Origin of the sequence: Paraburkholderia sp. BL17N1 (assembly GCF_003634175.1) — a bacterium.
Lineage (GTDB): Bacteria > Pseudomonadota > Gammaproteobacteria > Burkholderiales > Burkholderiaceae > Paraburkholderia.
In genome coordinates, this window is sequence record NZ_RBIW01000002.1 from 2,348,645 (window position 1) to 2,373,078 (window position 24,434).

The 24,434-nt window shown below is 63.3% G+C and carries 20 protein-coding genes and 1 pseudogene; 11 read left to right on the forward strand and 10 right to left on the reverse strand.

Annotated elements, in window-relative coordinates:
- Positions 1-49 precede the first annotated feature (49 nt).
- The 3 genes from B0G82_RS30430 (at position 50) to B0G82_RS30440 (ending at position 2,862) form a co-directional block, all read left to right on the forward strand.
- Positions 50-682: a DUF938 domain-containing protein gene (locus B0G82_RS30430; RefSeq protein WP_121310030.1), complete on the forward strand. Its 633-nt coding sequence runs from the start codon at positions 50-52 to the stop codon at positions 680-682.
- A 188-nt stretch (positions 683-870) separates the two neighbouring features.
- Positions 871-2,280 carry an NADP-dependent phosphogluconate dehydrogenase gene (gndA, locus tag B0G82_RS30435; RefSeq protein WP_106282432.1) on the forward strand — a complete coding sequence of 470 codons (1,410 nt, stop codon included), beginning with the start codon at positions 871-873 and terminating at the stop codon, positions 2,278-2,280.
- A 264-nt stretch (positions 2,281-2,544) separates the two neighbouring features.
- Positions 2,545-2,862, forward strand: coding sequence for a DUF4148 domain-containing protein (locus B0G82_RS30440; protein ID WP_116121994.1), 318 nt, complete (start codon positions 2,545-2,547; stop codon positions 2,860-2,862).
- A 154-nt stretch (positions 2,863-3,016) separates the two neighbouring features.
- On the opposite strand, the gene B0G82_RS30445 is transcribed toward B0G82_RS30440, so the two are convergent.
- Positions 3,017-3,763, reverse strand: a complete 747-nt coding sequence (locus B0G82_RS30445; protein WP_121310031.1) for a DUF2968 domain-containing protein — start codon at positions 3,761-3,763, stop codon at positions 3,017-3,019.
- Positions 3,764-3,938: 175 nt separating this feature from the next.
- A complete protein-coding gene (locus B0G82_RS30450; RefSeq protein ID WP_106282429.1) occupies positions 3,939-4,259 on the reverse strand; it encodes a hypothetical protein in 321 nt (106 codons plus the stop codon).
- 249 nt (positions 4,260-4,508) lie between these two features.
- Between B0G82_RS30450 and B0G82_RS30455 the strand changes: the two genes are divergently transcribed.
- The 3 genes from B0G82_RS30455 (at position 4,509) to ltaE (ending at position 6,896) form a co-directional block, all read left to right on the forward strand.
- Positions 4,509-4,820: a cupin domain-containing protein gene (locus tag B0G82_RS30455; RefSeq protein WP_181916886.1), complete on the forward strand. Its 312-nt coding sequence runs from the start codon at positions 4,509-4,511 to the stop codon at positions 4,818-4,820.
- A 154-nt stretch (positions 4,821-4,974) separates the two neighbouring features.
- Complete coding sequence (locus B0G82_RS30460) at positions 4,975-5,742, forward strand: peptidoglycan DD-metalloendopeptidase family protein (protein ID WP_116149170.1); 768 nt, start codon at positions 4,975-4,977, stop codon at positions 5,740-5,742.
- 146 nt (positions 5,743-5,888) lie between these two features.
- Positions 5,889-6,896: a low-specificity L-threonine aldolase gene (gene ltaE, locus B0G82_RS30465; protein WP_116147864.1), complete on the forward strand. Its 1,008-nt coding sequence runs from the start codon at positions 5,889-5,891 to the stop codon at positions 6,894-6,896.
- A gap of 120 nt (positions 6,897-7,016) precedes the next feature.
- Here ltaE and B0G82_RS30470 read toward each other — a convergent pair whose 3' ends face one another.
- On the reverse strand, positions 7,017-8,384 hold the full coding sequence (locus tag B0G82_RS30470; RefSeq protein WP_121310032.1) for an MFS transporter: 1,368 nt from the start codon (positions 8,382-8,384) through the stop codon (positions 7,017-7,019).
- 737 nt (positions 8,385-9,121) lie between these two features.
- On the opposite strand from B0G82_RS30470, the gene B0G82_RS30475 reads away from it, so the two are divergent.
- The gene (locus B0G82_RS30475; protein WP_116121990.1) at positions 9,122-11,575 is read left to right on the forward strand and encodes a glycogen/starch/alpha-glucan phosphorylase; all 2,454 of its coding nucleotides are present in this window, start codon (positions 9,122-9,124) and stop codon (positions 11,573-11,575) included.
- A 108-nt stretch (positions 11,576-11,683) separates the two neighbouring features.
- Here B0G82_RS30475 and B0G82_RS30480 read toward each other — a convergent pair whose 3' ends face one another.
- The 3 genes and pseudogenes from B0G82_RS30480 to B0G82_RS39870 all read right to left on the reverse strand — a co-directional run.
- Positions 11,684-12,772 (reverse strand): hypothetical protein, encoded by a 1,089-nt coding sequence (locus B0G82_RS30480; protein ID WP_121310033.1) that lies wholly within the window; start codon positions 12,770-12,772, stop codon positions 11,684-11,686.
- Positions 12,773-13,095: 323 nt separating this feature from the next.
- Positions 13,096-13,485, reverse strand: coding sequence for a DUF6232 family protein (locus tag B0G82_RS30485; protein ID WP_106282423.1), 390 nt, complete (start codon positions 13,483-13,485; stop codon positions 13,096-13,098).
- Positions 13,486-13,721: 236 nt separating this feature from the next.
- Positions 13,722-13,836, reverse strand: a pseudogene (locus B0G82_RS39870) (amino acid ABC transporter substrate-binding protein); the annotation flags it as partial.
- A gap of 207 nt (positions 13,837-14,043) precedes the next feature.
- Here B0G82_RS39870 and B0G82_RS30490 point away from each other — a divergent pair.
- Positions 14,044-15,525: an alkaline phosphatase family protein gene (locus B0G82_RS30490; protein WP_121310034.1), complete on the forward strand. Its 1,482-nt coding sequence runs from the start codon at positions 14,044-14,046 to the stop codon at positions 15,523-15,525.
- A gap of 101 nt (positions 15,526-15,626) precedes the next feature.
- On the opposite strand, the gene B0G82_RS30495 is transcribed toward B0G82_RS30490, so the two are convergent.
- Positions 15,627-16,781, reverse strand: coding sequence for a porin (locus tag B0G82_RS30495; RefSeq protein WP_106282421.1), 1,155 nt, complete (start codon positions 16,779-16,781; stop codon positions 15,627-15,629).
- A gap of 292 nt (positions 16,782-17,073) precedes the next feature.
- Between B0G82_RS30495 and B0G82_RS30500 the strand changes: the two genes are divergently transcribed.
- A complete protein-coding gene (locus B0G82_RS30500) occupies positions 17,074-17,880 on the forward strand; it encodes a MetQ/NlpA family lipoprotein (protein ID WP_116121987.1) in 807 nt (268 codons plus the stop codon).
- 119 nt (positions 17,881-17,999) lie between these two features.
- Here the strand turns inward: B0G82_RS30500 and B0G82_RS30505 are convergent, their stop codons facing one another.
- The 3 genes from B0G82_RS30505 to B0G82_RS30515 form a co-directional block, all read right to left on the reverse strand.
- Complete coding sequence (locus B0G82_RS30505) at positions 18,000-19,115, reverse strand: succinylglutamate desuccinylase/aspartoacylase family protein (RefSeq protein WP_121310945.1); 1,116 nt, start codon at positions 19,113-19,115, stop codon at positions 18,000-18,002.
- A gap of 246 nt (positions 19,116-19,361) precedes the next feature.
- Entirely contained in the window at positions 19,362-20,144 is a 783-nt protein-coding gene (locus B0G82_RS30510; RefSeq protein ID WP_121310035.1) for an ABC transporter substrate-binding protein, read from the reverse strand.
- Between the two features lie 478 nt (positions 20,145-20,622).
- Positions 20,623-20,865, reverse strand: a complete 243-nt coding sequence (locus B0G82_RS30515; RefSeq protein ID WP_116149174.1) for a hypothetical protein — start codon at positions 20,863-20,865, stop codon at positions 20,623-20,625.
- A 650-nt stretch (positions 20,866-21,515) separates the two neighbouring features.
- Between B0G82_RS30515 and B0G82_RS30520 the strand changes: the two genes are divergently transcribed.
- Both B0G82_RS30520 and B0G82_RS30525 read left to right on the forward strand, forming a co-directional pair.
- Positions 21,516-22,517: an extracellular solute-binding protein gene (locus tag B0G82_RS30520; protein WP_241975032.1), complete on the forward strand. Its 1,002-nt coding sequence runs from the start codon at positions 21,516-21,518 to the stop codon at positions 22,515-22,517.
- Positions 22,517-24,325 (forward strand): diguanylate cyclase, encoded by a 1,809-nt coding sequence (locus tag B0G82_RS30525; protein WP_116147877.1) that lies wholly within the window; start codon positions 22,517-22,519, stop codon positions 24,323-24,325. Before B0G82_RS30520 ends, B0G82_RS30525 begins: the two co-directional genes overlap by 1 nt.
- The last annotated feature ends 109 nt before the right edge of the window (positions 24,326-24,434 follow it).

Genomic DNA, 24,434 nt, shown 5'->3' on the forward strand with positions numbered 1-24,434 from the left:
ACCCTGTACTGAGACTGAAACTGAAACTGAAGCAGAACCGAAGCTGAACATGACCGATTTCCAACCGGCGCTGCGGCAACATTCGCCATCCGCTGAACGCAACCGCGAACCCATCCTCGCGGTGTTGCGCGCCGTGCTGCCGGCCAACGGCCGCGTGCTCGAAATCGCGAGCGGCACCGGCCAGCACGCGATCTGGTTCGCCCGCGCGATGCCCGGACTCGACTGGCAACCGAGCGACGCCGATGCCGACGCGCGTGCTTCGATCGGCGCGTGGGTCGCGCACGAAGGGCTCACGAACGTGCGCGCGGCGCTCGCGCTCGACGTGCATCAGCCGGACTGGGGCGTGGACACGCTCGACGCCGTGGTCTGCATCAATATGATTCACATCTCGCCGTGGAGCGCGGCGCAGGCGCTGTTCGCGGGTGCGGGCCGCCGTCTCGTCGACGGCGGTGTGCTGTACCTGTACGGCCCATACAAACGCGGCGGAGCGCATACTTCTCCGAGCAACGATGCCTTCGATCGGCAGTTGCGCAGCCGCGATCCCGAATGGGGCGTACGCGACATGGAGGAGGTCGTGGCGTTGGGCGCGTCGGTCGGACTGGTGTGCGATGAGCCGATCGCGATGCCCGCCAACAATTTCAGTCTGGTGTTCAGGAAACGCGCGGACGCGACGCGAGTCTGACGCGCGTCAAACGCGATTGAACGCGGTCAAGCGCGGGTCCACCGCAGATTCGACGCGGTGGAAAACGCTGCCCGTTGTCCACCAACGAGCGGCAAGCTGGCATTTCTTTTATTCTTTCACCCTCGACGTCCCGCCGACGTTTTTTCCGGCGCGGCGTCACGACATTTTTTGGACTCTGGAGAATTCACATGGGCAAACAGGCAATCGGCGTGGTGGGGCTAGCGGTCATGGGCCGCAATCTGGCGCTCAACATCGAGAGCCGCGGCCACGCGGTGTCGGTGTACAACCGTAGCCGCGAGAAAACCGACGAACTCATCGCCGAATATCCGGACAAGAAGCTGGTGCCGGCTTTCACGCTGGAAGAATTCGTGGAGTCGCTGGAAAAACCGCGCCGCATTCTGCTGATGGTCAAGGCAGGTGAAGGCACCGACGCCACGATCAATCAGTTGAAGCCGCTGCTGGACAAGGGCGACATCCTGATCGACGGCGGCAACACGCATTTCACCGACACCATCCGCCGCAATCAGGACCTCGCGAAGTCCGGGCTGCACTTCATCGGCACGGGCGTGTCGGGCGGCGAGGAAGGCGCGCTGAAGGGTCCGTCCATCATGCCGGGCGGCCAGCGCGACGCGTACGATCTGGTGGCGCCGATCCTCACCGAGATCGCCGCGAAGGCGCCGGACGGCGAACCGTGCGTCGCCTACATGGGACCGGACGGCGCGGGCCACTTCGTGAAGATGGTGCACAACGGCATCGAGTACGGCGACATGCAGCTGATCGCGGAAAGCTACGCGGTGCTCAAACAGGTGGTGGGTCTGTCGAACGAAGAACTCGGCAAGGTCTATACCGAGTGGAATCAGGGCGAGCTCGACAGCTATCTGATCGAAATCACCTCGAAGATTTTCAGCAAGAAAGACGACGAGACCGGCAAGGACCTGGTCGACGTGATTCTCGATCGCGCCGCGCAGAAGGGCACCGGCAAGTGGACTAGCCAGAACGCGCTCGACCTCGGCGCGCCGCTGCCGCTGATCACGGAAGCCGTGTTCGCGCGCGTGCTGTCCTCGCTGAAAACCCAGCGCGTGGCCGCGAGCAAAGTGCTGGAGGGCCCGGCGGCCAAGCCGCTCGGCGCCGAGCGCGACGCCTTCATCGAATCGGTACGCCGCGCGCTGTACTTCAGCAAGGTCATTTCGTACGCGCAGGGCTTCGCGCAGCTACGCGCAGCGTCGGAAGAGTACAAGTGGGATCTGGATTACGGCACGATCGCCAAGATTTTCCGCGCCGGCTGTATCATCCGCGCCCGCTTCCTGCAAAAGATCACGGACGCTTATACGAAGGACAAGGCGATCGCCAATCTGCTGCTCGATCCGTATTTCCGCGACATCGCCAAAAATTACCAGGCAGCCTTGCGCGAGGTCGTGGTGGCCGCGGTCAACGCGGGCGTGCCGGTGCCGGCTTTCGCGTCGGCGATTGCGTATTTCGATGCGTATCGTTCGGAGCGTTTGCCGGCGAACCTGGTGCAGGCGCAGCGCGACTTCTTCGGCGCGCATACGTTCGAGCGCATCGACAAGCCGGGCAGCTTCCACGCGAACTGGAGCTGAGCGTTTGAATCGCGGCCGGTCGCGCCCTTGGAGCAGGGCGCGACCGGCCGCAAACACGCTGCAAATGCAAGATGATGAATTATTGCTGAAAGCCAGGACCAAGACAGGCCTCCCAGGCCAGCGGTCCGCTACTGTTGCTAAATTCGAAATAGAGTTTCATTGTTTTAGGGGTTTCCCCTAAGTGTCGACCTTCTTAAACTTCTACTTAAGCGCTACGGAATACAAACCGCGGCGAATTAAAAACAAGTTCTGGAGGTTTACATCATGAAGGCTCTTATCTCTGCAGTCGTAGTCGCCGCCGCTCTGGCCGCTCCTGTCGCTTCCTTTGCTCAATCGAATCAGCCGGTTACGCGCGCTCAAGTTCGCGCTGAACTGGTTCAACTCGAAAAGGCCGGTTACAACCCGGTCGGCGATCAGATCAACTACCCGGCTAACATCCAGGCAGCGCAAGCACGCGTCGATGCGCAAAACGGCACCGCTCAGGCTGTGAACAGCGGCTATGGCGCACCGATCGCCGGCAGCTCGCAAGCGGGCCGTCCGGTGAGCAGCAACGACCGTAATTCGGTCTACTTCGGCAACTAATCTGCGCTGAAGCTGATGGAAGCGCCGCCTGATCGCAAGGCGGCAAGCAAATGGAAACGCCGTCCGGATTGCCGGGCGGCGTTTGTCGTTTACGGCGCGGCCAGGGCGCCGGTGTTCGACGCGATGCCGGTGCGCGCTCGTCGGCGCGCGGTGCTCATCGATTCGGCAAATGTGGGATCGCTTCGTTGCTCGTCAGATTGAGCTGGTGAATCTGCCGATGCGCCTTGTTCAGATGAGCCTGCGCGGCCACGCGCTGCGCTTCCAGTTGCGATACTTCCTTGCGTACCTGGTGCTGGCGGGCCGTCACCGCCTGCTCGTGCGTGCCGCGCCTTTGCAGATCGCTGCGCAGCCGTTCGGCCTGAGCCTCGGAGCGCGCGATCATGCGCGCCAACTGTTCGTTCTGCGCCTCCAGTTGGGCGCGCCGGGTTTCGCCGTCCGCGAGCCGCGTCGCCTGTTCCTCGAAATGATGAAAAGCGGTTTCCGCGGCGTCGAGATCGGCGGCCTTCAGCGCGCGCCACAGCAAGCCGTCCTCATAGAGCGCGACGTAGTACGCCAGTTCCTTCGCGTGGAACAGCAGGCTGACCGAATAGTCGAAACTGCGGAAGACGCGAAACGGCGCCAGCGCTTCCTCTTCCGCGAGCCATTCCACTTCGGCGATGTCGGCGATCTGCACGCCGCGCACGCCGACCTGCGCCGGCACCACCGGCACGGGCCGCAAGGCGCTTACCGGACGAACCGGCCGCGGCAACGCGGGACCGGCCGGTGAGCCGTCGGACGCCGCCGCCAAGGTTGCGTGCTCGCTGCTGTCGGGTGAGGCGGGATCGGAGGCACTCTCTCGCGCGTTCTGCACGAGATGTGATGGGCCTGCCAGTACGTTGCGGCGGTTCAGGAGACTTTTCACGGCGGTCCTCCGGTTGAGTCGCCCGAAATCTGCAGACGGCACCGGCGGTGAAGCTGCCGGTGAATCAGCCAGGCCGAGCGGTGAGCAAAACGTGGCGGACCGGCGACGCCGCTGAATGGACGCCGAAGGTGCGCGGTGCGGCGGATGCACCCGGATGCAATCCGCCAGCGCGGCTCTAGTGCAGCGTGCGATGCCGGCGGCTTATTTCATCGAATAATGCGCGGCTGGGTTCGAGGGCGAGCAGCCAGGATTCGTCGTAGCCGCTCAGGTTGTCGAGCGCCTCGCGCAACCGCTCGATCGCCACTGCCGGAATCTCGACGCTCGCCTCCACGCCGCTCGACAATCCCGCGATACTGGCCAACTGGACGAGGGCGTCGGCGGCCTCGGCCACGTCGGCGGCGAAAACCAGGTGTGTGTTTAGCAACTCGACCAGCCCGGGCGACGCCGCGACATCGTCGACGTGGAGTTGTACGGCCAGAAAGGTGGCTTTGTTCATTCTCAACTCCCTCGCAGAATTCAAACGTTTTACTTTCGGCGCGTCGGGGCAGCAAGAACGAGTATAGGCGAGCGCCCCGCGGATTCAATGCTCACACAAATCGCGGCACCGTCCGCTGGCGTAAGCCTGCCGTCCAGCGCACCTATAATGGGGCCAGCCGGAAACCCGTCTGCGCCAGTTCCGGCGGCCCGCCGTGCCCGATGCATCGAACGCCATGCCGGCGCCGTTTTTTCCAACTGCCTCGTGACCATGAAGATCATTCGCAGCAAGAATTTCATCGCGGCGCGCCCTTGGGGAGCGCTCGATATCGCCAACATGCGCGGCATCACGACGCGCCTGCATTGGACCGATCACCCGTACAAATGGCATGTCAACGACGGCGAAGAAGTGTTCGCCGTGCTCGATGGCCGCGTCGAGATGCGTTATCGCGAAGGCGGCGTCGAACAGTCGGCCATTCTGGAGACGGGCGACGTGTTCTACGCATCGGTCGGCACCGAACATGTGGCGCATCCTATCGGTGTCGCGCGCATTCTGGTGGTCGAGGCAGAAGGCAGCGTCTGAATTCTGGCGGCCGCCCGGTGCCATGCCAGCGCGGTTCTCACCGCGCGCGGCGGCATAATGGATAAGCGCCGCCGCGCCCGCGAGAGGAGCGGCATGGCAAATGCTTGGGCATCGATTGAATCTGATTGATCGAAAAAATGTCGAGGAAAATCAAATGACAAGATCATGGCAATTGACGGGGACCCGGTTGCTGGCAGCGGCCGCGCTCGGCTTGATATTCAGCGGCTGTACGACCATGCCGTGGGAGAGCACGCCGTTTTACAGCACTACACCTTCCCGCCCGACCACGCTCAGCACGGTGCCGGTTCCCGCCGGTTTCTACCGGGTCAATCCGGGCGACACCATCGACGGCATTGCGTCGGCGTATGGCCACAAGCCGCAGGAGATCGCGGCGTGGAATGGCCTCCCGGTCAACGCCGCCGTCACACCGGGGCAAGTGCTGCGGGTGTCTCCGCCGATGGCCTCGGGCAGCGTCGTGACGCCGCCGGTCGCCGTCGCGCCGAGCGGTTCCGCCACGCCCGGCGCGCCGATGGCAGCCGCCGGACCGCAGCAGGGCGTATTGCAATGGCCGGTGCGTGGGCCGGTGCTGAGAGCCTTCGCGCCCGGTAAATCGAACGGCATCGTGATCGGCGGGCGGGCCGGCGATCCGGTCAAGGCGGCCGCCACCGGCCGCGTGGTGTATGCCGGCACGGGTATCGAGGCGTACGGACCGCTCATCATCATCAAGCACGACGACTCGCTGATCACCGCCTACGGACAGAACAGCACACTGCTCGTGAAGGAAGGCGATGCAGTTGCACAAGGGCAAACCATCGGCGAAGTCGGAGTGGACAGCCGCGGGGTGGCGTCGATCCAGTTCGAGGTCCGCCAGAACGGCCAGCCGGTCGATCCGCTCGCATGGCTACCCAAGTCGGGCGGGTGATGCTTCTTTCCAGCGCGATTTCAGCGTAGCGTTAATTGAATATACTGTGCGACTAACCGCCGCCGCCGTGGCGCCCGTCGATAGCGACGGTTCGCCACGGCGAGCGGCTGCTACAGGCTGTCATTCACAGACGCACAGGGACACACATGATCGATTTGCGCAGCGATACCGTAACCCGTCCGACTCCGGCGATGCTCGCGGCCATGTCGGCCGCCGAAGTCGGCGACGATGTCTGGGGCGACGACCCCACCGTGTTGCGTTTGCAGGCCACCTTGGCCGAACGCACCGGCAAGGAAGCAGGCCTGTTCTTCCCCAGCGGCACGCAAAGCAATCTGGCGGCGTTGATGGCGCATTGCGCGCGCGGCGACGAATACATCGTGGGCCAGTTGGCGCATACCTATAAATATGAAGGCGGCGGCGCGGCGGTGCTCGGCAGCATCCAGCCGCAACCGCTCGAAAATGCGGCGGACGGCTCGATCCCGCTGGAGAAGATCGCTGCGGCGATCAAGCCCATCGACAACCATTTCGCGCGCACGCGGTTGCTGGCGCTGGAAAACACCATCGGCGGGAAGGTGCTGCCGGCGGGGTATGTCGCCGAGGCGGTGCAGCTTGCGCGTCAGCACGGCCTGTCCGCTCACCTCGACGGCGCGCGCGTTTATAACGCGGCAGTGGCGTCGGATAAACCGGTCGCGGCGTTGTGCGAGCCGTTCGATTCGGTCTCGGTCTGTTTTTCGAAGGGACTGGGCGCGCCGGTCGGCTCGGTGCTGGTCGGCAGCCGCGCACTGATCGACGTGGCGCACCGCTGGCGCAAGGTGCTGGGCGGCGGCATGCGGCAGGCCGGCGTGCTGGCGGCGGCGTGTCTGTACGCGCTGGATCACAACGTCGAACGCCTCGCCGACGATCACGCGCACGCCGCGCATCTTGCAGCGGGTCTGGAGGCGATCGATCAGGTCAAGGTGCAGTCGGTCGCGACCAATATGGTGTTCGCGCAGTTTCCGCAGCAGCACTGCGCACCGCTCGAAGCGTGGCTCAAGGAGCGCGGCATTCTCACGCAGATGCTGTATGCGTCCCGATTCGTGACGCATAAGGATGTGTCGCGCGGGGATGTCGATACGTTTATCGCAGCAGTGAAGGCGTATTTCGCGGCGCGGTAAAGCCGAATAAAGCCGAACGCCACCCGGCTGCGAGCAACACTGCAAAGCAAAGCAGCAGAACGAAGCTGCAACCCAGCAAACTACAGCGGACGCACTGTCACTCCAGCGCGCCCGCTTTTTTCATTTCATCGACGCCTTCGCATGCACGCCTGACCGATGCGACGGCGCGAGCAACCTGAGCCCGCTCGCGAGGCTCGCCGCTCCCGCAAAGAAAGCGCCGGTGCCCAGCGCCAGCGTCGGCCCATGCCGCCCGGCAATCCCAAAGCTCAACGCGACCAGCGCCGCGCCGGTGGTTTGCCCAAGCAGCCGCGCGGTCGCGACGATGCCGCTCGCGCCGCCGCTGCGCTCCGGCGGCGCGCTCGCCATCAACGCCTTCAGATTCGGCGACTGGAAAAACCCGAAGCCCGCGCCGCAGATCGCCATGCGAATGCCGATGTCGAGCACGTGCGGATGCACGGGCAGAAGCGCCAGCGAAGCCATGCCCGCCGACATCACCGCGAGACCGATCGCGCCGAGCAGTCCTGGCGGATAGCGGTCGGACAGGTTGCCCGCCAGCGGCGCGGCCAGCGCGACCACCACGGGCCACGGCGTCATCAGAAAGCCGGTTTCGACCTGGCTGCGATGCAGCACGTCTTCGAAGTAGAACGGCAGCGAGACGAACGCCAGCCCTTGCGCGGCGAACGAACACACGGCCGTCACCGCCGACAACGCGAACACCGGCCGCTTGAACAGATCGACGGGCAGCATTGGCGCAGGGTGGCCCGCTTCGCGGCGGATCAGCAAGAAGCCGAACACCAGCGCAATCGCCGCCGCGCTCACTACCAGTTGCGTCGACGCGCGCTGGGCCGCCTCGCCGAGCGCGAAGATCAGCGCGGCGAAGGTGATGACGTTCAGAAGCGCCGCGACCGGATCGAAGTTGTGCTTGCCGCGCTCGGTGTGCGGCAGCGCCGGCCAGGCGAAGCCCAAGGCCAGCAGGCCGAGCGGCACATTGACCGCGAACAGCCACGGCCACGCGGCAACCGACAGGATCAGCGACGCCACCGTTGGTCCGACCGCGAACGACACGCCGACGATCAGCGCGTTGGTGCCGAGACCGCGTCCGAGCCGGTGCGGCGGATACAGATAGCGGATCAGTGCGGTGTTGACGCTCATGATCGCGCTCGCGCCGAGGCCTTGCAGCACGCGCGCGGCAGCCAGCAGCGGCAGCGTCGAGGCGAGCGAGCACGCCAGCGACGCGAGTGTGAAAAGCGCAATCCCGCCGATATAAATTCGCCGATGCCCGACGATATCGCCGAGCGCGGCGAGCGGCAGCAGCGTCGCGACCATCGCCAGCTGATACGCATTGATGATCCACACCGACGCCGCCGGCGCAGCATGCAGGTCGGCGGCGATGGCCGGCAGCGCGGTGTTGGCGATGGCGGTGTCGAGCGTGGCGAGCGCGACGGCGAGCATGATCGCGGCCATCGCGCGGCGGTTGGCCGCGGACATGGGGACGTCCGCGGGAAAAGGCGGGGCAGGGTGGACGGCGCTGGGTTTGTCGGACAAGGCGGTGACTCGACGGGTTGAGCATGCCTGCGTGCAGCCGGACGAGTCGAGGCGCGCGGCGCGCGAGTGGCAGAGGTTGCGGGACGTCAGACGCGCGTGACCCGAATGCAGCGTTCGAGGCATTTCAGGCAGCCGCGCGGCGAATGTAGTGATTGTTACAGAGACGCAGAAATCGTGCTGGGACTCGGGCGAGGCAGGGCGCCGATTACGCCTTTACGGATGCAACTAACGGTCAAGCCCGCCGGGCGTCTGCGAACTACTGCGCGCCCGTGGCGTCACACGCCATTCCGGCATAACCCGCTTGCAGGCGAGGTGCTCCGATTTGACCACGCGTCGAGCCACCCACTCTTTCATCCGCGCGTCACGCGGCGAAAAAATAATGGCGTGGCCTTTCACTCAATGCGCATTGGGCGTTTCGCAATCGTTTGCCAGTTTTGCGGAACCGATGCACGCGCGCAGTGCCACACACACGTGGCTTGCACCTCGCGCGTGCGAAAAAGCGGCGCGCCGGCTGATGTCGGCGGGCATGGCATGTGCATAACCAGGCGCTCGCGCCCGCCGGTGTCCGGTGGTCGTAAAATGACCTACTCTGTTTCTTAACCCGCCTGACCGGCTCGCGCCTCCCGCCCGTCATCTGTGCGGTTCGCGTATGTCGCGTCTTTTTTTCCCCGGAGGCTTCGATGACAGCCGTCGATCTGGAATTCGACCAGCTCAACAGTACCGTCGACGCGCTACGGCGCTCAATTTCCAATCGCATGATGTATGGCGTCGGCAAGGACGCCGTCACCGCGCATCCGCATGACTGGCTGCACGCCGCGGCGCTCGCCGTGCGCGACCGGCTGGTCGCGCGCTGGATGAAAACCACGCGCCTGCAATACGAACAGGACGTGAAACGCGTCTACTACCTGTCGATGGAGTTCCTGATCGGCCGGACCTTTACGAACGCCTTGCTCGCCCTCGGCATCCACGACCAGATGAAGGAAGCGCTGGCGAGCCTGGGCGTGGATATGGATGCGCTGATCGATATCGAGCCGGACGCAGCGCTCGGCAACGGCGGCCTCGGCCGGCTCGCGGCATGCTTTCTCGATTCGATGGCGACGCTCGGCATTCCGGGCTTCGGCTATGGCATCCGATATGAATACGGCATGTTCCGTCAGCAGATCGTCAACGGCGAGCAGGTCGAAGCGCCGGACTACTGGCTGCGCGCGGGCAATCCGTGGGAGTTTCCGCGGCCCGAAGTCACGTACATGGTTCACTTCGGCGGCCGCACGGTGCAGCGCGGCGAACACGTGGAATGGATCGACACCCAGCACGTGAACGCCACCGCGTACGACACCGTCATTCCAGGTTACGCGACCGACGCGACCAACACGCTGCGCCTATGGTCGGCGCGCGCCGCCGAGGAGCTCGATCTCGGCGCGTTCAATCGCGGCGACTACCGCAATGCGGTCGACACGAAGAACATGTCGGAGAACGTCTCGCGCCTGCTGTACCCGGACGACTCGACGCCGGCCGGCCGCGAACTGCGCTTGCGGCAGGAATACTTTTTCGTCTCGGCGACCATGCAGGATCTGATTCGCCGCTATCAGCGCACGCACAGCACGTTCGGGCGCTTCTCCGAAAAGGTGGCGGTGCATCTGAACGATACGCACCCCGTGCTGGCAATTCCCGAGCTGATGCGTTTGCTGGTGGACGTCCACCATCTGCAGTGGGACAAGGCGTGGAAGCATGTGACGCAGATCTTCTCGTACACGAACCACACGCTGATGCCCGAGGCGCTCGAAACGTGGGACGTCGAGTTGCTCGCGCGGCTGTTGCCGCGCCATCTCGAGATCATCTTCGAGATCAACGCGCAGTTTCTCAAGCACGTGAGCGAGCAATCAGGGCATGACGCCGAGATGATCCGCCGCATTTCGCTCGTCGACGAATACGGGCAGCGCCGTGTGCGGATGGCGTATCTGGCGATCGTTGCGAGCCACAAGGTGAACGGCGTGTCGAAGCTGCACTCGCAGTTGATGACGCGCGATATCTTCGCCGACTTCGCAAGCATCTATCCGGACCGCTTCACCAATGTCACCAACGGCATCACGCCGCGCCGCTGGCTCGCGCAGGCGAGCCCGTCGCTGTCCTCGCTGATCGATCAGCAGATCGGCAAACACTGGCGCAGCAATCTGTTTGAACTGGAGCAGTTGCGCAACCTGCGCACGGATAGCGGCTTTATCGAAGCCTTCCGTGAAGCAAAGCGGCAGAACAAACTGCGGCTCGTGCACCGTCTCGCGCATCACACGAAACTGCATTTCGATCCGGACGCGCTGTTCGATCTGCAGGTCAAGCGCATTCACGAATACAAGCGGCAATTGCTTAACATTCTGCATGTGATCGTGCGCTACAACCAGATTCGCGCGAATCCCGAACTCGACTGGGTGCCGCGCGTGGTGATGTTCGCCGGCAAGGCCGCGTCCGCGTATCGGATGGCGAAGACCATCATCAAACTGATCGGCGACGTCAGCGAAAAGGTCAATCACGATCCGCTGGTCGGCGACCGTCTGAAAGTGGTGTTCGTGCCGAACTACGGCGTGAGCGTGGCGGAGCTGATTATTCCGGCCGCCGATCTGTCGGAGCAGATTTCGATGGCCGGCACGGAAGCTTCGGGCACCGGCAACATGAAACTCGCGCTCAACGGCGCGTTGACGATCGGCACGATGGACGGCGCGAATATCGAAATCTGCGACGCGGTGGGCCGCGAGAACATTTTCATCTTCGGCCATACCGCGGATGAGGTGGACAGCCTGCGCGCCACCGGCTACCGGCCGCGGCAAATCTACGAAGACAACGCGGAACTGCGCACGGCGCTCGACCAGATTCGCACGGGCTTCTTCTCGCCGGACGATCCGCTGCGCTTCTCGGATATTTTCCATACGCTGGTCGATTGGGGCGATCACTACATGGTGCTCGCCGATTTCGCCGCGTTCGCCAAGGCTCAGGACGAAGTGGACGCGCGCTTCGTCGACAAACGCGCATGGACGGAAAGCGCCATCGAGAATGTGGCGGGCATGGGGCAGTTTTCGTCGGATCGCACGATCGGCGAATATGCACGCAACATCTGGCATGTGAATCCGCTGAATATCGAATAGCGGACGGTTGCTTCGTCTCAGCTCGACGTGGACGTGAAAAGGCCGTGCGATTCACCAGCAATCGCACGGCCTTTTCATTGACCGATGCCGCAACTGATACCGCAGCGGTTATTGCCCGAACTGCTCGATCTCGCTCGCGGCGCGCAGGCCCAGCTGGCCGTGCGGGAAGTCGAACAGCACGTCGATATTCTGCATGCCCATCAGGCCGATCACGATGCGATCGGCGCCCGGTTTCGCCTTGACGATCGTCACTTGCGCGCCTTCATAGCGATGCACCCATTTGCCTGTGCCGAGCGCCGCGTTGTAGTTGCCTTGATTAAGCACCTTGCCGACTTCGTCGTCGCCGGTCCAGTTCGGCGCCTTGTCCATTTCAACGCGGATCATGTCGGTGCTGGCCGTGGCGAACACCAGCGGGGCGCAAAAGGTCATCTTGTCGCCGACGTTGACGCAGCCTCTCGGCCATTGCGCCGAGCCATCTTGCAGGACGGTCATCGGCACCATCGTGTAGTCCTTCGTGAGCGCGCTCGACGGACTCAGCACCAGGTAAGGTTTCGCAAAGTTCGAGTGCACCAGATAGCGCTGGCCGATGTTGCCGGGCAACGCGCGCAGCGGTTGCGTGCAGCAGGTGTCGTCCGGTTGCGCAGCGCCGATGCCGAACAGCCCCGAGAATGCCCAGCCGAATTCACCGGTGTAGCCATCCATGCCCACGCAACGCCGGGCGTTGGGCTGGCAGTTCACCAGTTCGACGGCTTGCGCGTCGATTTGCGCCGGCTTCGTGCCCGCCAGGCTCATCGGCAGTCTGACGGCCGCGCCGGAGACTTGCGCGCCGTTCGCCAACGGCAGCGAACTCAGCGGGCCGGCGTTCGGATAGTCCGTGCCCGGAAGGACCGACTTCAGCACGCGCACGCCTTGCGTGCCGGTATCCAGTGCGACATATACCGCCTTGCTGTCGAGCTGGATCGGCAGGCCGAGGCGCGCGTGACCGGTGTCGACATGCTCCACTTGCAGCGGAATCAGCAGGCCGTCCTGGCCGCCGTTGATCAGGGAGGCAGCCGGCGCGGGCGGCGTGGGCGTGGGGAAGGTCACGGCGCAGCCGCTCATTACGAGCGCACCGGTCACGACAAGCGCGGCCGCGCTGAGACGACGCCGGCTGAGGCGCGAATGCCGGCGCGCGGCATCGAGAAACGACAGGAACATAGGTCACACGCTTTGCAAGAGGGCGGGTCCCTGACGAAGGCGAGGCATTGCAAGCGGCGAGGCGGGCAGCGCGAACAGCAATCGCGCTGGATTGGCCGCGGCGTGATCGATAAAACCGGGTCGCTTGCAAACCTGCGGGAGGGAACACGCGATAACAGGAGCGGCGACTCTACATGGCCGCTCGGGTGCGATTGCAAAGATGTGTCAAGGTGCGGGCGCGGCCGGCAACCGGCCCGTGCAAGTGTCGATCTGCATCAATAGTCGCGCGGGGCGCGTGCCGTGCTATCGCACTCGATAGCGGCGAATAGCCGCGTGGCGCGGCATCAAACCTTCGGTGCGGCGGCTGTGGCCTTCGCTTCGTTCACGGCCACGCCGACGCGTTCGACAAAATCGCGATCGACGCTCGACAGCGCTTCACGCTCGCCATTCGCCGTCTGCACCATCAGACGATGCGTGATGTCCTGGCTCAGCCAGGTGAGCCAGCCGACCACAGCCAGCATCGTGCCGCACACCATGCCTACGGGCGAGCGCAATATCGCGCCGGCAATAACGCCGGCCAGTCCAAGCAGCGAAATCGCGATCGGCAAGACCTTGTTCTTCGGCACGGTGACAACGCGCACATCCACGATTTCGCGCAGCGGAAAGACCTGGCCGGCGGATGAGAGTGCGTTGCGCGTGACCGACACGCCACGATCATTGAAGGGTGTTTCCATCGAGTCGAATGCAAGCGGTGGCAAAGCGCGCAGCGTACCAGAACTTTCGCCATCCGATGTCACAGCGCCTTCTGCCGGCCGAGCCGTGCGGTGCCGGTGAGCATCGACCCGCGCGGCGGATATCAGCGTTATGTCATCGCGATCCGATGTGCTTCGCCAAGCTCGATCAAACTCCGATGTGCTTCGCCAAGCTCAATCAAACGCCTTGTCGTTTGGCGCTGCGTACAACCGCGAGCCATGACGTCGTCCACCGGTTTCTTGAACTCCGTCATCCTTGCGAAGCATGAAGCCATACGCTTCGGATGACTGAGGGGTTCCAACAATCACCAAACCGGCGGGTTTGGCCATCAGCAGCCCGTGCTTCATAGCCATGCCACCCTTGGCGGTGGGAACCCGTCTTTGCGCACTTGCGCGACTGGTTGGATACATATGTCATGCGCCGATGTGCAAAGCATCCGGCAGGGAGGAACGTTAACTGCTACCTCTCTCGACGCAGTCGAACAGCGGTACGAGCGAACACACCCTCACGATATACACATAGACCCAGGAGACGACGAAATGAACACTCGGCCCCCGAATCCGCCTGATTTTGCGCGCCGGAAAATTCTCGCCGCGCTGGCAAGTTCTATCGCATTGTCGGCATGTGGCGGGCGCGGCGGCGGCTCCGGGTCAGACGGGTCGACCCCGCCTGCGATCGGAACGATCCCGCCGGATCGCGCCAATCTTCCGCGTCCTCCTCTGCCTGATCCGTCGACTTCCGGCATCGACCATATCGTGCTGGTCACGATGGAAAACCGTTCCTTCGATCATTTGCTGGGATGGGTGCCGAACGCCGAAGGCGCACAGGCAGGCCGCACGTTCACCGATGCGTTCGGCACGGCGCGTGCGTCGTTCGCGCTCACCGCCAATGCGGCCTATGGCTTCCAGGGTTGCGCGTATGCGGACCCGAATCACGCGTACGAAGCCGGGCGCGTCCACCTCGCAAACGGCGCGATGAACGGCTTTCTGCTGACGCCGGCCACCAGCCTCACGCCCGGCGACTTGCTGCCGGTCGGCTATTTCCAGTCCGCGGATCTGGAGTTTTACCAAGGGGCCACCACGCAGTACACGGTGTGCGACTATTACATGAGCGGCATTCTCGCCGACACTTACCCGAACCGGGTCTACCTGCATAGCGGTGAAACGGACCGTCTGAGCGACACGCTCGACGTCTCGTCGCTGCCGACCATCTGGGACCGGCTGGACGCGAAGAACATCTCGTCGACGTATTACTTCCACGACGTGCCGTTCACGGCGCTTTACGGCACCCGCTATGTCGGACGTTCCAAGCTGTTCGCCGATTTCCTCACCGATGCCGCCGCGGGCACGCTGCCGTCGTTCTGCATGGTCGATCCGAGTTTCGGCGGCGAATCGCAGGGGACCTCGAACGACGATCATCCGCATGCGGACGTGCGCAATGGCCAGGTGCTGTTGGGGCAGATCTACGACGCGCTGCGCACGAGCCCGAACTGGAGCAAGACGCTCGTGATCATCGTCTACGACGAGTGGGGCGGCTTCATGGAACATGTCGCGCCGCCTGTCAGGCCGGTATCGGCCGCGGAAAGCGCGTTGGGCAACGACGGGCGGCTCGGGTTTCGCGTACCGTGCGTGCTGCTCGGACCGCGCGTACGCGCGAACAGTGTGTCGCGTTACCCGTTCGATCCCAGTTCGATCCACCAACTGCTTGCCTGGCGCTTTGGACTCGATCCACTCGGCGCGCGGGGCAGTGATCCGGCAACGGTCAACCTCGCGTATGCGTTGGATCTGGCGGACGCACCGCGCACCGACGTGCCGGCCATTGCCGTCACGCCGGGTGTCTACGGCGCGGCGTGCACGGCGTCGGCGGCCACTGGCGCCTCGACCGCGACCGGCATCGGACAGCTGGACAAAAGTCAGGTCACGCCGCAAAGCGCCGTCCCCAATACGGCAGTCAGCGCGGTGGGCGGCCGCTTTGCGGAGCTGAGAACGCAGGCGGACGCGCTCGGCTTCCCGCGTCCGTAGCAAGCAGGGCCATTGCCCAAAAGAAAAAACGCCCCGCGGGGCGTTTTTCCAGAACCTCGATCCAGCAGCGAACTCACGTTCCCCGCTGCGAGAGACTCGCTTTAGAACTTGTGACGGATACCGACGCGGAACGCCAACTGGTTATCCGAACCCGTGCCCGACGTGCTGAAGTAGCTCGTGCTCGAACCGATCTGCGCCTGCACATCGCCAGTTGCCGCGTTGTGGCCCGAAGCGATCTGGTAGATACCCAGCGCGTACACGTCGGTACGCTTGCTCAGCGCGTAGTCGACGCTCAGGTCCGCCTGGTTCCAGTGGCCCTTGTTCGCGTTGCTCAGGTGCATGTACGTGTAGCCCGCGCCTGCCGTCAGAGCCGGCGTGAACGCGTACTTCGCGCCTGCTTCATAGGCGGCGAACGTCGTCGTGCCGCCCGTGATCGGCTCGAAACGCGTGTTCGTGTACAACGCCCACAACGTGGCTGCCGCGATCGTGTAACGGCCGCCGACACCGAACGTGCGCAGATCGCGCACGGTGCCCGTCGTCACGTTGGCCATCGCCGTCGAGAACGCCGGCGTCGATTGCGAGGGGAAGCGGATGTCCGTGTAAGCCGCGCCGACGCCGAACGGGCCGTTTGCGTAGTTCACGCCGAAGCTATAAGCGCGCGACGAACCCGCGGTCGTGCCGACCGTCGGCGAGCCGGCGAACGCGCCAGCCTGGTTCGAGAAGCCGTACATCGCGCCGAAGGTCAGGCCCGCGAAATTCGCGCTGCTGAACTTGACTGCGTTGTTGATACGGCTCGACGTCAGCTGGTCGACGTCGTTGATGTGATAAGCGTAGTTACCCGCGACGGTCTGGCCGCCGGTCGAGTAGTTGCCGCCCAGGTAGTCGGTCGAAAACGAGTACTGGCGACCGAACGTCAGCGAGCCGATGTTGTTTTGCGACAGACCGACATAAGCCTGACGGCCGAACAGCGCGCCGCCCTGGCCGAGCGTGCCGTTGCCGCTGTTAAAGCCGTTTTCCAACACGAACAGCGCCTTCAGGCCGCCACCCAGATCTTCCGTGCCGCGCAAGCCCCAACGGCTGCCTTGGGCCACGCCGTCGTCGTACTTGAAGAGGTTGTCGTGACCCGTTGCGGTCTTCGAGTTGTTCACGTAGCTGATACCGGCATCGATCACGCCATACAGCGTGACGCTGCTTTGCGCGTGGGCGGCGGTGGCGAAGACGGCGAGAGTAGCGGCGGTCAATAGTTTCTTGTTCAAGACTTTCTCCGATTAAAAATTAAGCGATCGCGACGCCGAACTCTTTGGTCAGGTCGTGCGATGGCCCGCAATTTAAGGGAACGCAGAGTAAGGTATGTGACAGCATGGTTATTTTTGAAATCTGTCGTGCCTGCGCGACACTCACATGGCGCTGCCGGCGCAAATCGCGCAGGGCATGCGCATATAAGCTTTTTCCGGATCGGGCATAAGCGTGTGAAAAACGATTGGTTTCGGACGCCGCGTCCGCATGCGACGATGCGCGCCTATCGACAAATCGCCCGTGGGGAAACGCATGCAACGCCGCACAATCATCCAGAAGCTGCTCGCTATCGCCGCCGTCTCGCTGACGGCCACGTTCGCGCACGCGGACGACAAACAACTCAAGATCGGCACGATGAGCGGTCCGGACGCGCAAATCTGGACGGTCGTGACAAAAGTGGCGGCGCGCGAAGGCTTGAACGTCAAGGTCATCGAATTCAACGATTACATTCAGCCGAACGCCGCGCTGGACGCGGGCGACCTCGACGCCAACGGTTTTCAGCACCAGCCGTTTCTCGACAGCCAGATCAAGCAACGCGGTTACAAGATCGTCAATGTCGGCCTGACCTATGTGTCGCCGATGGGCTTCTATTCGAAGAAACTCAAGTCGCTCAAGGACTTGCCGGAAGGCGCGAAGGTCGGCATTCAGAACGATCCGTCGAACGGCAACCGCGCGTTGCTGCTTTTGCAGAAGTACGGCGTGATCAAGTTGAAGGCGGGCGTCGGCACGAACGGCGTCAACGCGACGCCGCTGGATATCGCTGAGAATCCGAAGAAGATCAAGCTGGTCGAACTCGACGCCGCGCAACTGCCGCGCGCGCTCGGCGATCTCGACGCGGCGTCGATCAATACCGACTATGCGGTCAAGGCCGGCCTGCAGCCGACCAAAGACGCGATCGCGATCGAGGACCTCAAGGGCCCGTACGCGAATCTGATCGCGGTGCGCGAGCAGGACCGCAATCAGCCGTGGGTGAAGAAGCTGGTGGCGGCGTACGAGTCGGACGAAGTGCGCAAGTACATCGATACGCAATTCAAAGGGGCCATCATTCCTGCCTTCTGATCCGGGTTTCGACAACCGACGCGCCCAATGCAAATCGCCCGCTTGAATAGCGGGCGATTTGCTTTTCGGTTCAGGCACTTACGGAGGCGACGGGCAACGAGGCGGCACCGCCCGAAGAGTTAGTTGCTCAACAGCGAGCCGCTGCGGAACGCCTTCGCGCCGGCGATGCGCGCGAACTCCAGCCCGGCCGTCGCAAAGCGCGTCAGATGCCGTGCGTACAGCACGCCGGCCACCGTGCTTTTCAGCGTGACGACTTGCTCTGTCAGCGGATCGACGATATCGGCGATCTCATGGCCGACGTCGACCCAGGTGCCCACTTCGCAGCGATACACCAGCACGCCGCTGATCGGCGCGACGATCGGCTCGGCGCCGGCGAGCGGCGTGGCGGCGAATTCGAGCGGCGGCAGCGGCGCGGCCGTGCCGTCGATCACGCCACGCGAGGTCAGATATTCGATGATCGCCTGGGCATCGTGCTCGGCGTACTCATACGACACCTCGCGCTGACCGCGCAGTTCGATCGTGACCGAGATCGAGCCGTTCGGAATCGGGAAGCGGTCGCCGAAACGGCCGCGCAGATCCGACCAGCAGAAGCTGTGGATTTCATCGAACGGGTTGCCCACCGAATTGAGCGCGAGCAGCGACGCTTTGGCGTCCAGATAGCAGGCGAGCGGCTCGACTTCGGGCCACAGATCGGGGTTCGTGTAGAGGTGCATCGCGGCTTCCCAATCGCAATGCAGGTCGAGCACCACATCTGCGTCGTACGAGAGCTTTTGCAGTGCGAGGCGCTGCGATTCGAGTTCGGTGGCCGGCTTCTGCGCATCGAGCGCCTCGCGCATGGCGGTGCGGATGGCGGTGCGGTTGGCCTCGAGACTGTCGCTCAGGCGCGACTCGATCACCGGCTGCACTAGCGCCGACAGATCGTGGAAATTGCGGTTGAAGTTCTGCGCGGTGTTGGTTTCGAAGCGTCCGGTCAGATGGCCGAGAAAGTGTTGATTCAGGCCGATTGGGTTGGCTACCGGCACGATCACGACTTCGCCGCGAATCTTGCCGGCTGCTTCCAGCGCGGCCAGCTTGCGGCGCAGCGCCCACGACACCAGCATGCCGGGCAACTCGTCGGCATGCAGCGACGACTGGATATAGATCTTCTGCCCGCCGCCAGGACCGTAGTGGAAACTCGTGAGGTTGCGGGCGGTGCCGAGCGTCGGGGCAATCAGCGGATGGGTTTGGGTTTGCATGGTTTTCAAATCCGCGGCCAAGTGGGGCGCGCCGCGCTATCTCGTTGATAACAGTGGGGAATTTGCTTCGCGGCCGGTCAATGGCGGGCCGGTGGGCGGCGCCTCGCGGGCGCCTCGATCGCACGATCTTAGCCGATATGACGCAGTGTGGGGTTTTATGCGGCGCCGCAAACGAAACGGGCTCCGCCTGTGGCGGAGCCCGTTTCTGCCAACCGGCATGCGCGCGCTCAGACGCGCATGGCCAACTTAGCCGCCGTACACGTCGAAGTCGAAGTACTTCTTCTCGAGCTTCTTGTACGTACCGTCCTTGATGATGTCGGCGATCGCCTTGTCGACCTTCGCCTTCAGATCCGTGTCTTCCTTGCGCATGCCGATGCCTGCGCCGTTGCCGAGGATCTTCGGATCGTCGAGGTTCTTGCCGACGAATTCGAAGCCGGCGCCGCGCGGCGTCTTCAGGAAGCCGATTTCAGCTTGCACCGCGTCTTGCAGCGCTGCGTCCAGACGGCCCGACAGCAAGTCGGCATAGACCTGGTCCTGGTTCTGATACGGCACGACCTTCGCGCCCTTCGCTTCCCAGTACGTCTTCGCGTAGGTTTCCTGGATCGTGCCTTGCTCCACGCCAACCGTCTTGCCCTTGAGCGAGTCGGCCGTCGGCAGGATGCCCGAACCCTTCTTCGCCACGAGGCGCGTCGGCGTGTTGAACAGCTTGTTCGAGAAGGCGATCTGCTCGGCGCGTTGCGGCGTCATGGACATCGACGACAGCACGCCGTCGAACTTCTTCGCCTTCAGGGCCGGGATCATGCCGTCGAAATCGTTTTCCACCCACACGCACTTGGCCTTCATGCGCGCGCAGATTTCATTGCCGAGGTCGATATCGAAGCCAACGAGCTTGCCGTCCGCGCCCTTCGACTCGAACGGGGGATAGCTGGCGTCAACGCCGAAACGCACGGTCGACCAATCTTTAGCGTGTGCGCCAATCGAGACGGTAGCAAGCAGAGCAACCGTCAAAGCCGCTAGCAGTTTTTTCACTGTTTAACTCCTCGGTGTAGTTCAAATTCGCCCGCATGCGATTGTGCCGCTGCGGGGCACCCGGCGCGACTCACGACCGGGCTTGGGTTGAAGCTGCCAGCCGGGGCGGCCAGCAGCGCGCGCCAAGCTTATCAGTTCAAAAAGATTGGGTAGCTAGTGAAACACCGGATGGCGCATGAGGATAGCTTTTAGTGCTTGAATGTGGTGGAGATTCGAAAGCGGCTGCGGTGCGTATTGCATGGGAATGGGTGGAATAAGCTGCGCGCCTCGGATTTGTAATCGCCCGGTAATGAAGTTGGCTAATTGCGTCTGCCGATCGCGTCTGTCCGACTCATGTCCGACTCATGTGCGACTCATGTGCGACTCAAGCGCGACTCAAGCGCGACTCAAGCGCGACTCAAGCACGCCTCAAGCACGCCTCAAGCACGCCTCAAGGCGCCCGAGTGCCGGTGGACTACAACGCGGCCGGTTACTCTGTTTACTCTTTGCCGAGCGCTTCCGCGCGCGCTGCGCCGACCTCGCCGCACCATAGCTCGCCTTTGGTCATCATCTGCGCTTCATGCGCGGACATGCCTGCGCAGGTGCCGCGCATGTCCTGCGTCTCGCGCTCGGCGCGCGCGAGCGCGGTCCGGTTCATTTCGCCCTGCAGCCAACTGCCGAAGCACGCGATCGAACCGGCCGCGACGGCCACCCACATCCACTCTATTTTGCTCAGGCGCATGATCTGTTTCTTGTCCGTCTCTTCGATTGCCCAGGAGACAGGCCGCGTGGCATCCGGCGACGCTGCGGTCTGCCATCTGTCGCCGCCGGCGGCGTGGGGCAAGAGATCGTTTATCGGCATCGGCGCGGGTCTTCTTTAGAAGCGCCGCTGGCAACTTCCGAATGCCATGATCAATCGACGGACTGTCGCGCGGCATTACAGCGCGCGGTTCACGTGTTCGCGCGTTTCAATCTATCAATGGCGAGTTAAAGTTTGCGCAAAACTTGCCGTCAAATGCAGATGAGCGGGTCTGCTGCATCGCATCCGACTGGCAATTTTTTTCGACTGTGGCTGAGCCAAAAACCAAAAATGGTTTTCTTAGCGCTATTATCGATGCTCCTCGCGCTCAGCCACATGCAGCATCGAGCGTCTCTGTCTGAAGAAAGTCACCGGGCAACCTGTCCGCGGATCGAGTCCGCGTGTTTGCGCTCGTCAGAAAGGCCTTCTGCTAAACGGTGTTGGTTATGCACATGATGTTGACGGCAGATGCAAAGCGCTGTTTTAAACGATTCTTCCATTCGCGAATCGCTGCTGCCGTGGCGCGCCCACGTTTGTTGTTTTGTGGCGTTTGTCGGGGATTTTTAACATATTTGATCGGCACGCTTATCGGCATGGGCCTTTTCTCGGCGTCGCCGGTTAAAGCCGACGAGAAGATTTTGCGCGTGCTGGCTTGGCCCGGCTATGCAGACGCCGACGTCGTCAAGAATTTCGAGGCGCGCTACCAAGCCAAAGTGGAAGTGACGCTGGTCGATTCCGACGAGGCGCTGTGGGCCCAGATGCACGCCAGAAATGCGCCGCCTTTCGACGTGCTCGCCGCCAATACAGCGGAAATCCAGCGCTACACGCAAGCGAATCTGCTGGCGCCGCTCGATCTCGCGAGCGTGCCAAACACCAAACGACAACTGCCGCGCTTCCAGGCGCTTGCCTCGATCGGCGGCATCACGTCGGGCGGCAAGGCATACGCGATTCCGTTTACGTATTCGTCGATGGGCCTGATCTACGACCGCAAGCAGGTCGCCGTGGCGCCGCGCTCCATGCGCGAATTGTGGAATCCGCGCTATCGCGGCAAGGTGCTCGACTTCAATAGCGCGCAGCACAATTTCTCGTTCACGGCGCTGGCGCTCGGCTATCCGCATCCTTTTCAACTCGATGCCGCGCAAATGCGCGCGATTGCTCACAAGCTCGTCGATCTACGCCGCAATCTGCTGACCTATTACACGTTGCCCGAGGAGGCGACCGCGTTTTTCATCCAGCATAAGGTCGCGCTGATGTTCGGCAACTACGGCACCCAGCAGGTCGAATTGCTGCGCCGTGCCGGCGCCGATGTCGGCTACGTGATTCCCGACGAAGGTGCGCTCGCGTGGCTGGATTGCTGGTCGATGACGCGCGCGGCGGCCGATCGGCCGCTGGCGCTCGCGTGGATCAACTACATGCTCGAACCGGAGGTCAGCGCGTTGCTCACGCAACGCCAGGGACTCGCCAACACGTTGACGGCGCCCGCGGAAAACACCGATAACGCGCGCATTGTGTGGATCGGCCCGGTGGAAGATATCCAGCGGCGCGAGGACCTGTGGGCCCGAATCGTGTCCGGGGACCGGTCGGAGCGTTTTTGATGATGCGGCCTGGGCTGACCTTCAAATTATCCGTGCTGCTCGCGTGCATCGGCGTGCTCGCGTCCGGCGCGACCGGCTATTACGCGTATCGCGCAAACCGCACGATGCTCGTGAACGAAGCCGAGCGCAGCCTGCTCATGTCGACGGAACTGCTCGGCCAGCGCTTTTCCACCTCGATCGACGATGTCGCCGCCGACGCGCTCGTGCTCGCGAGCATGCCGTCCACGGCGGAGCTCGCGCAGACCGACGACGGTGCCGGCCCGAGCGCGGCACGCGAACGGCTGGCGCAGGTGTATTCCAGTTTCATGGTGCATCACCCCGAGTACCTGCAAGTCCGGCTGATTTCGCGTCAGCACTATGGGCTCGAACTGGTTCGCTTCGACCGCGACGCCGACGGCCTCGTGCGCGTCGAAGGGGACAAACTGCAGGAGAAAGGCCAGTTCGCGTATGTGTTCGACACGCTGGCGTTTTCGCCGGGCCGCATCTACACCTCGCCGATTCTGGTCAACCATGAATACGGCTCGCATGCCGCTGAGGGCAAGCCGACCTTGCGGCTCGGCACGCCGGTGTCGAACGGTAACGGCACGGTGGTGGGCGTGGTCGTGATCGACATCGATCTGGCGGGTTTGTTCAAGCGCGTGCAAAGCGATTTGCCGAGCGACTATCAGGTCTATCTGGCCAACGAGTGGGGCGATTTCCTCGTCAATCCGGACGCCTCGAAAACCTTCGGCTTCGATCGCGGCCGGCGCGTGCTGATGCAGGACAGTTTCTCCGTCACCAAGCCGCTTTTCGAACAGACGCAAAGCGAGGCGCTGGTCAACGGTCTTGCGCGGCCACACCAGGCTGCAGGCCAGGTGCTCGCTTTCGTGCGCAGGCCGTTCGGCGATCTGGAGGGCAACCGCTTCATCGTGCTCGGTCTCGCCAAACCGCTCGAAGACGTGTTGTCCGGCGCGAATCTGCTCGGCGACAGAATCGTGCGCATGGTGCTGATTTTCAGTGTGCTGGCGCTGTTCCTCGCGGTTCTGTTCGCGCGCGCGCTGACCAAGCCGCTGCATAGTCTCGCGTACGCGGCGACGCATCTGTTCGCCGAGCACGCGATGGAAACGCTGCCGCTCAAACGCACCGACGAGATCGGCGTGCTGGCGCGCTGCTTCGACCGGCTGCGCCGCGAAATCAAGGCGCAGATGGACGCGCTGCACACCAAGCAACGAGAACTCGTACATCTCGCCACGCACGACGTGCTGACCGGACTGCCGAACCGCGTGCTGTTCATGGAGAAGCTCGAAAACTCGATCGACGAAGCGACGCGGCGCGAGGAAGGACTGGCGGTGCTGTTCGTCGACCTGGACCGCTTCAAGCAGATCAACGATCAATTCGGCCACGCCGTTGGCGACAAGGTGCTGGTCGCGGTGGCGCGCCGCCTGAAGCAGGTGCTCTGCTCCGCGGATGTGGTGGCGCGTCTGGGCGGCGACGAGTTCATCGTGTTGATCGAAGGGCCGCGTTCTGCGGAGGCGGCGCCCGCCATTGCCTCGCGCATCATGGCGGCGTTGAACGAGGAACTCCAGGTGGACGGGCAAGGCATGACCGTGGGCGCGAGCATCGGCATCAGCCAGTTCCCGGACGACAGCGGCACAGCCGAGGAACTGCTGCTCAACGCGGATGCGGCAATGTACGCGGCCAAATCCGGCGGACGCTGCGGCTATATGCGTTACCACGATGTGCTCGACATGCGCCGCCGCGAACAGTTCGAGCAGGCGCAGGCGGACGTTGGCGCGACGCAAGGGCACGAGGCCGAGCCGACGGCGTGATCTGGCTGAACACGCGGGCTGCCGGCCTGGATTGGCGACGCTTCTGACGGGCGTCGCTGTGGCCGTCTGCATCGCTTGCTGCGGGTAAGCGACTTTGCTCTCAGCTTTC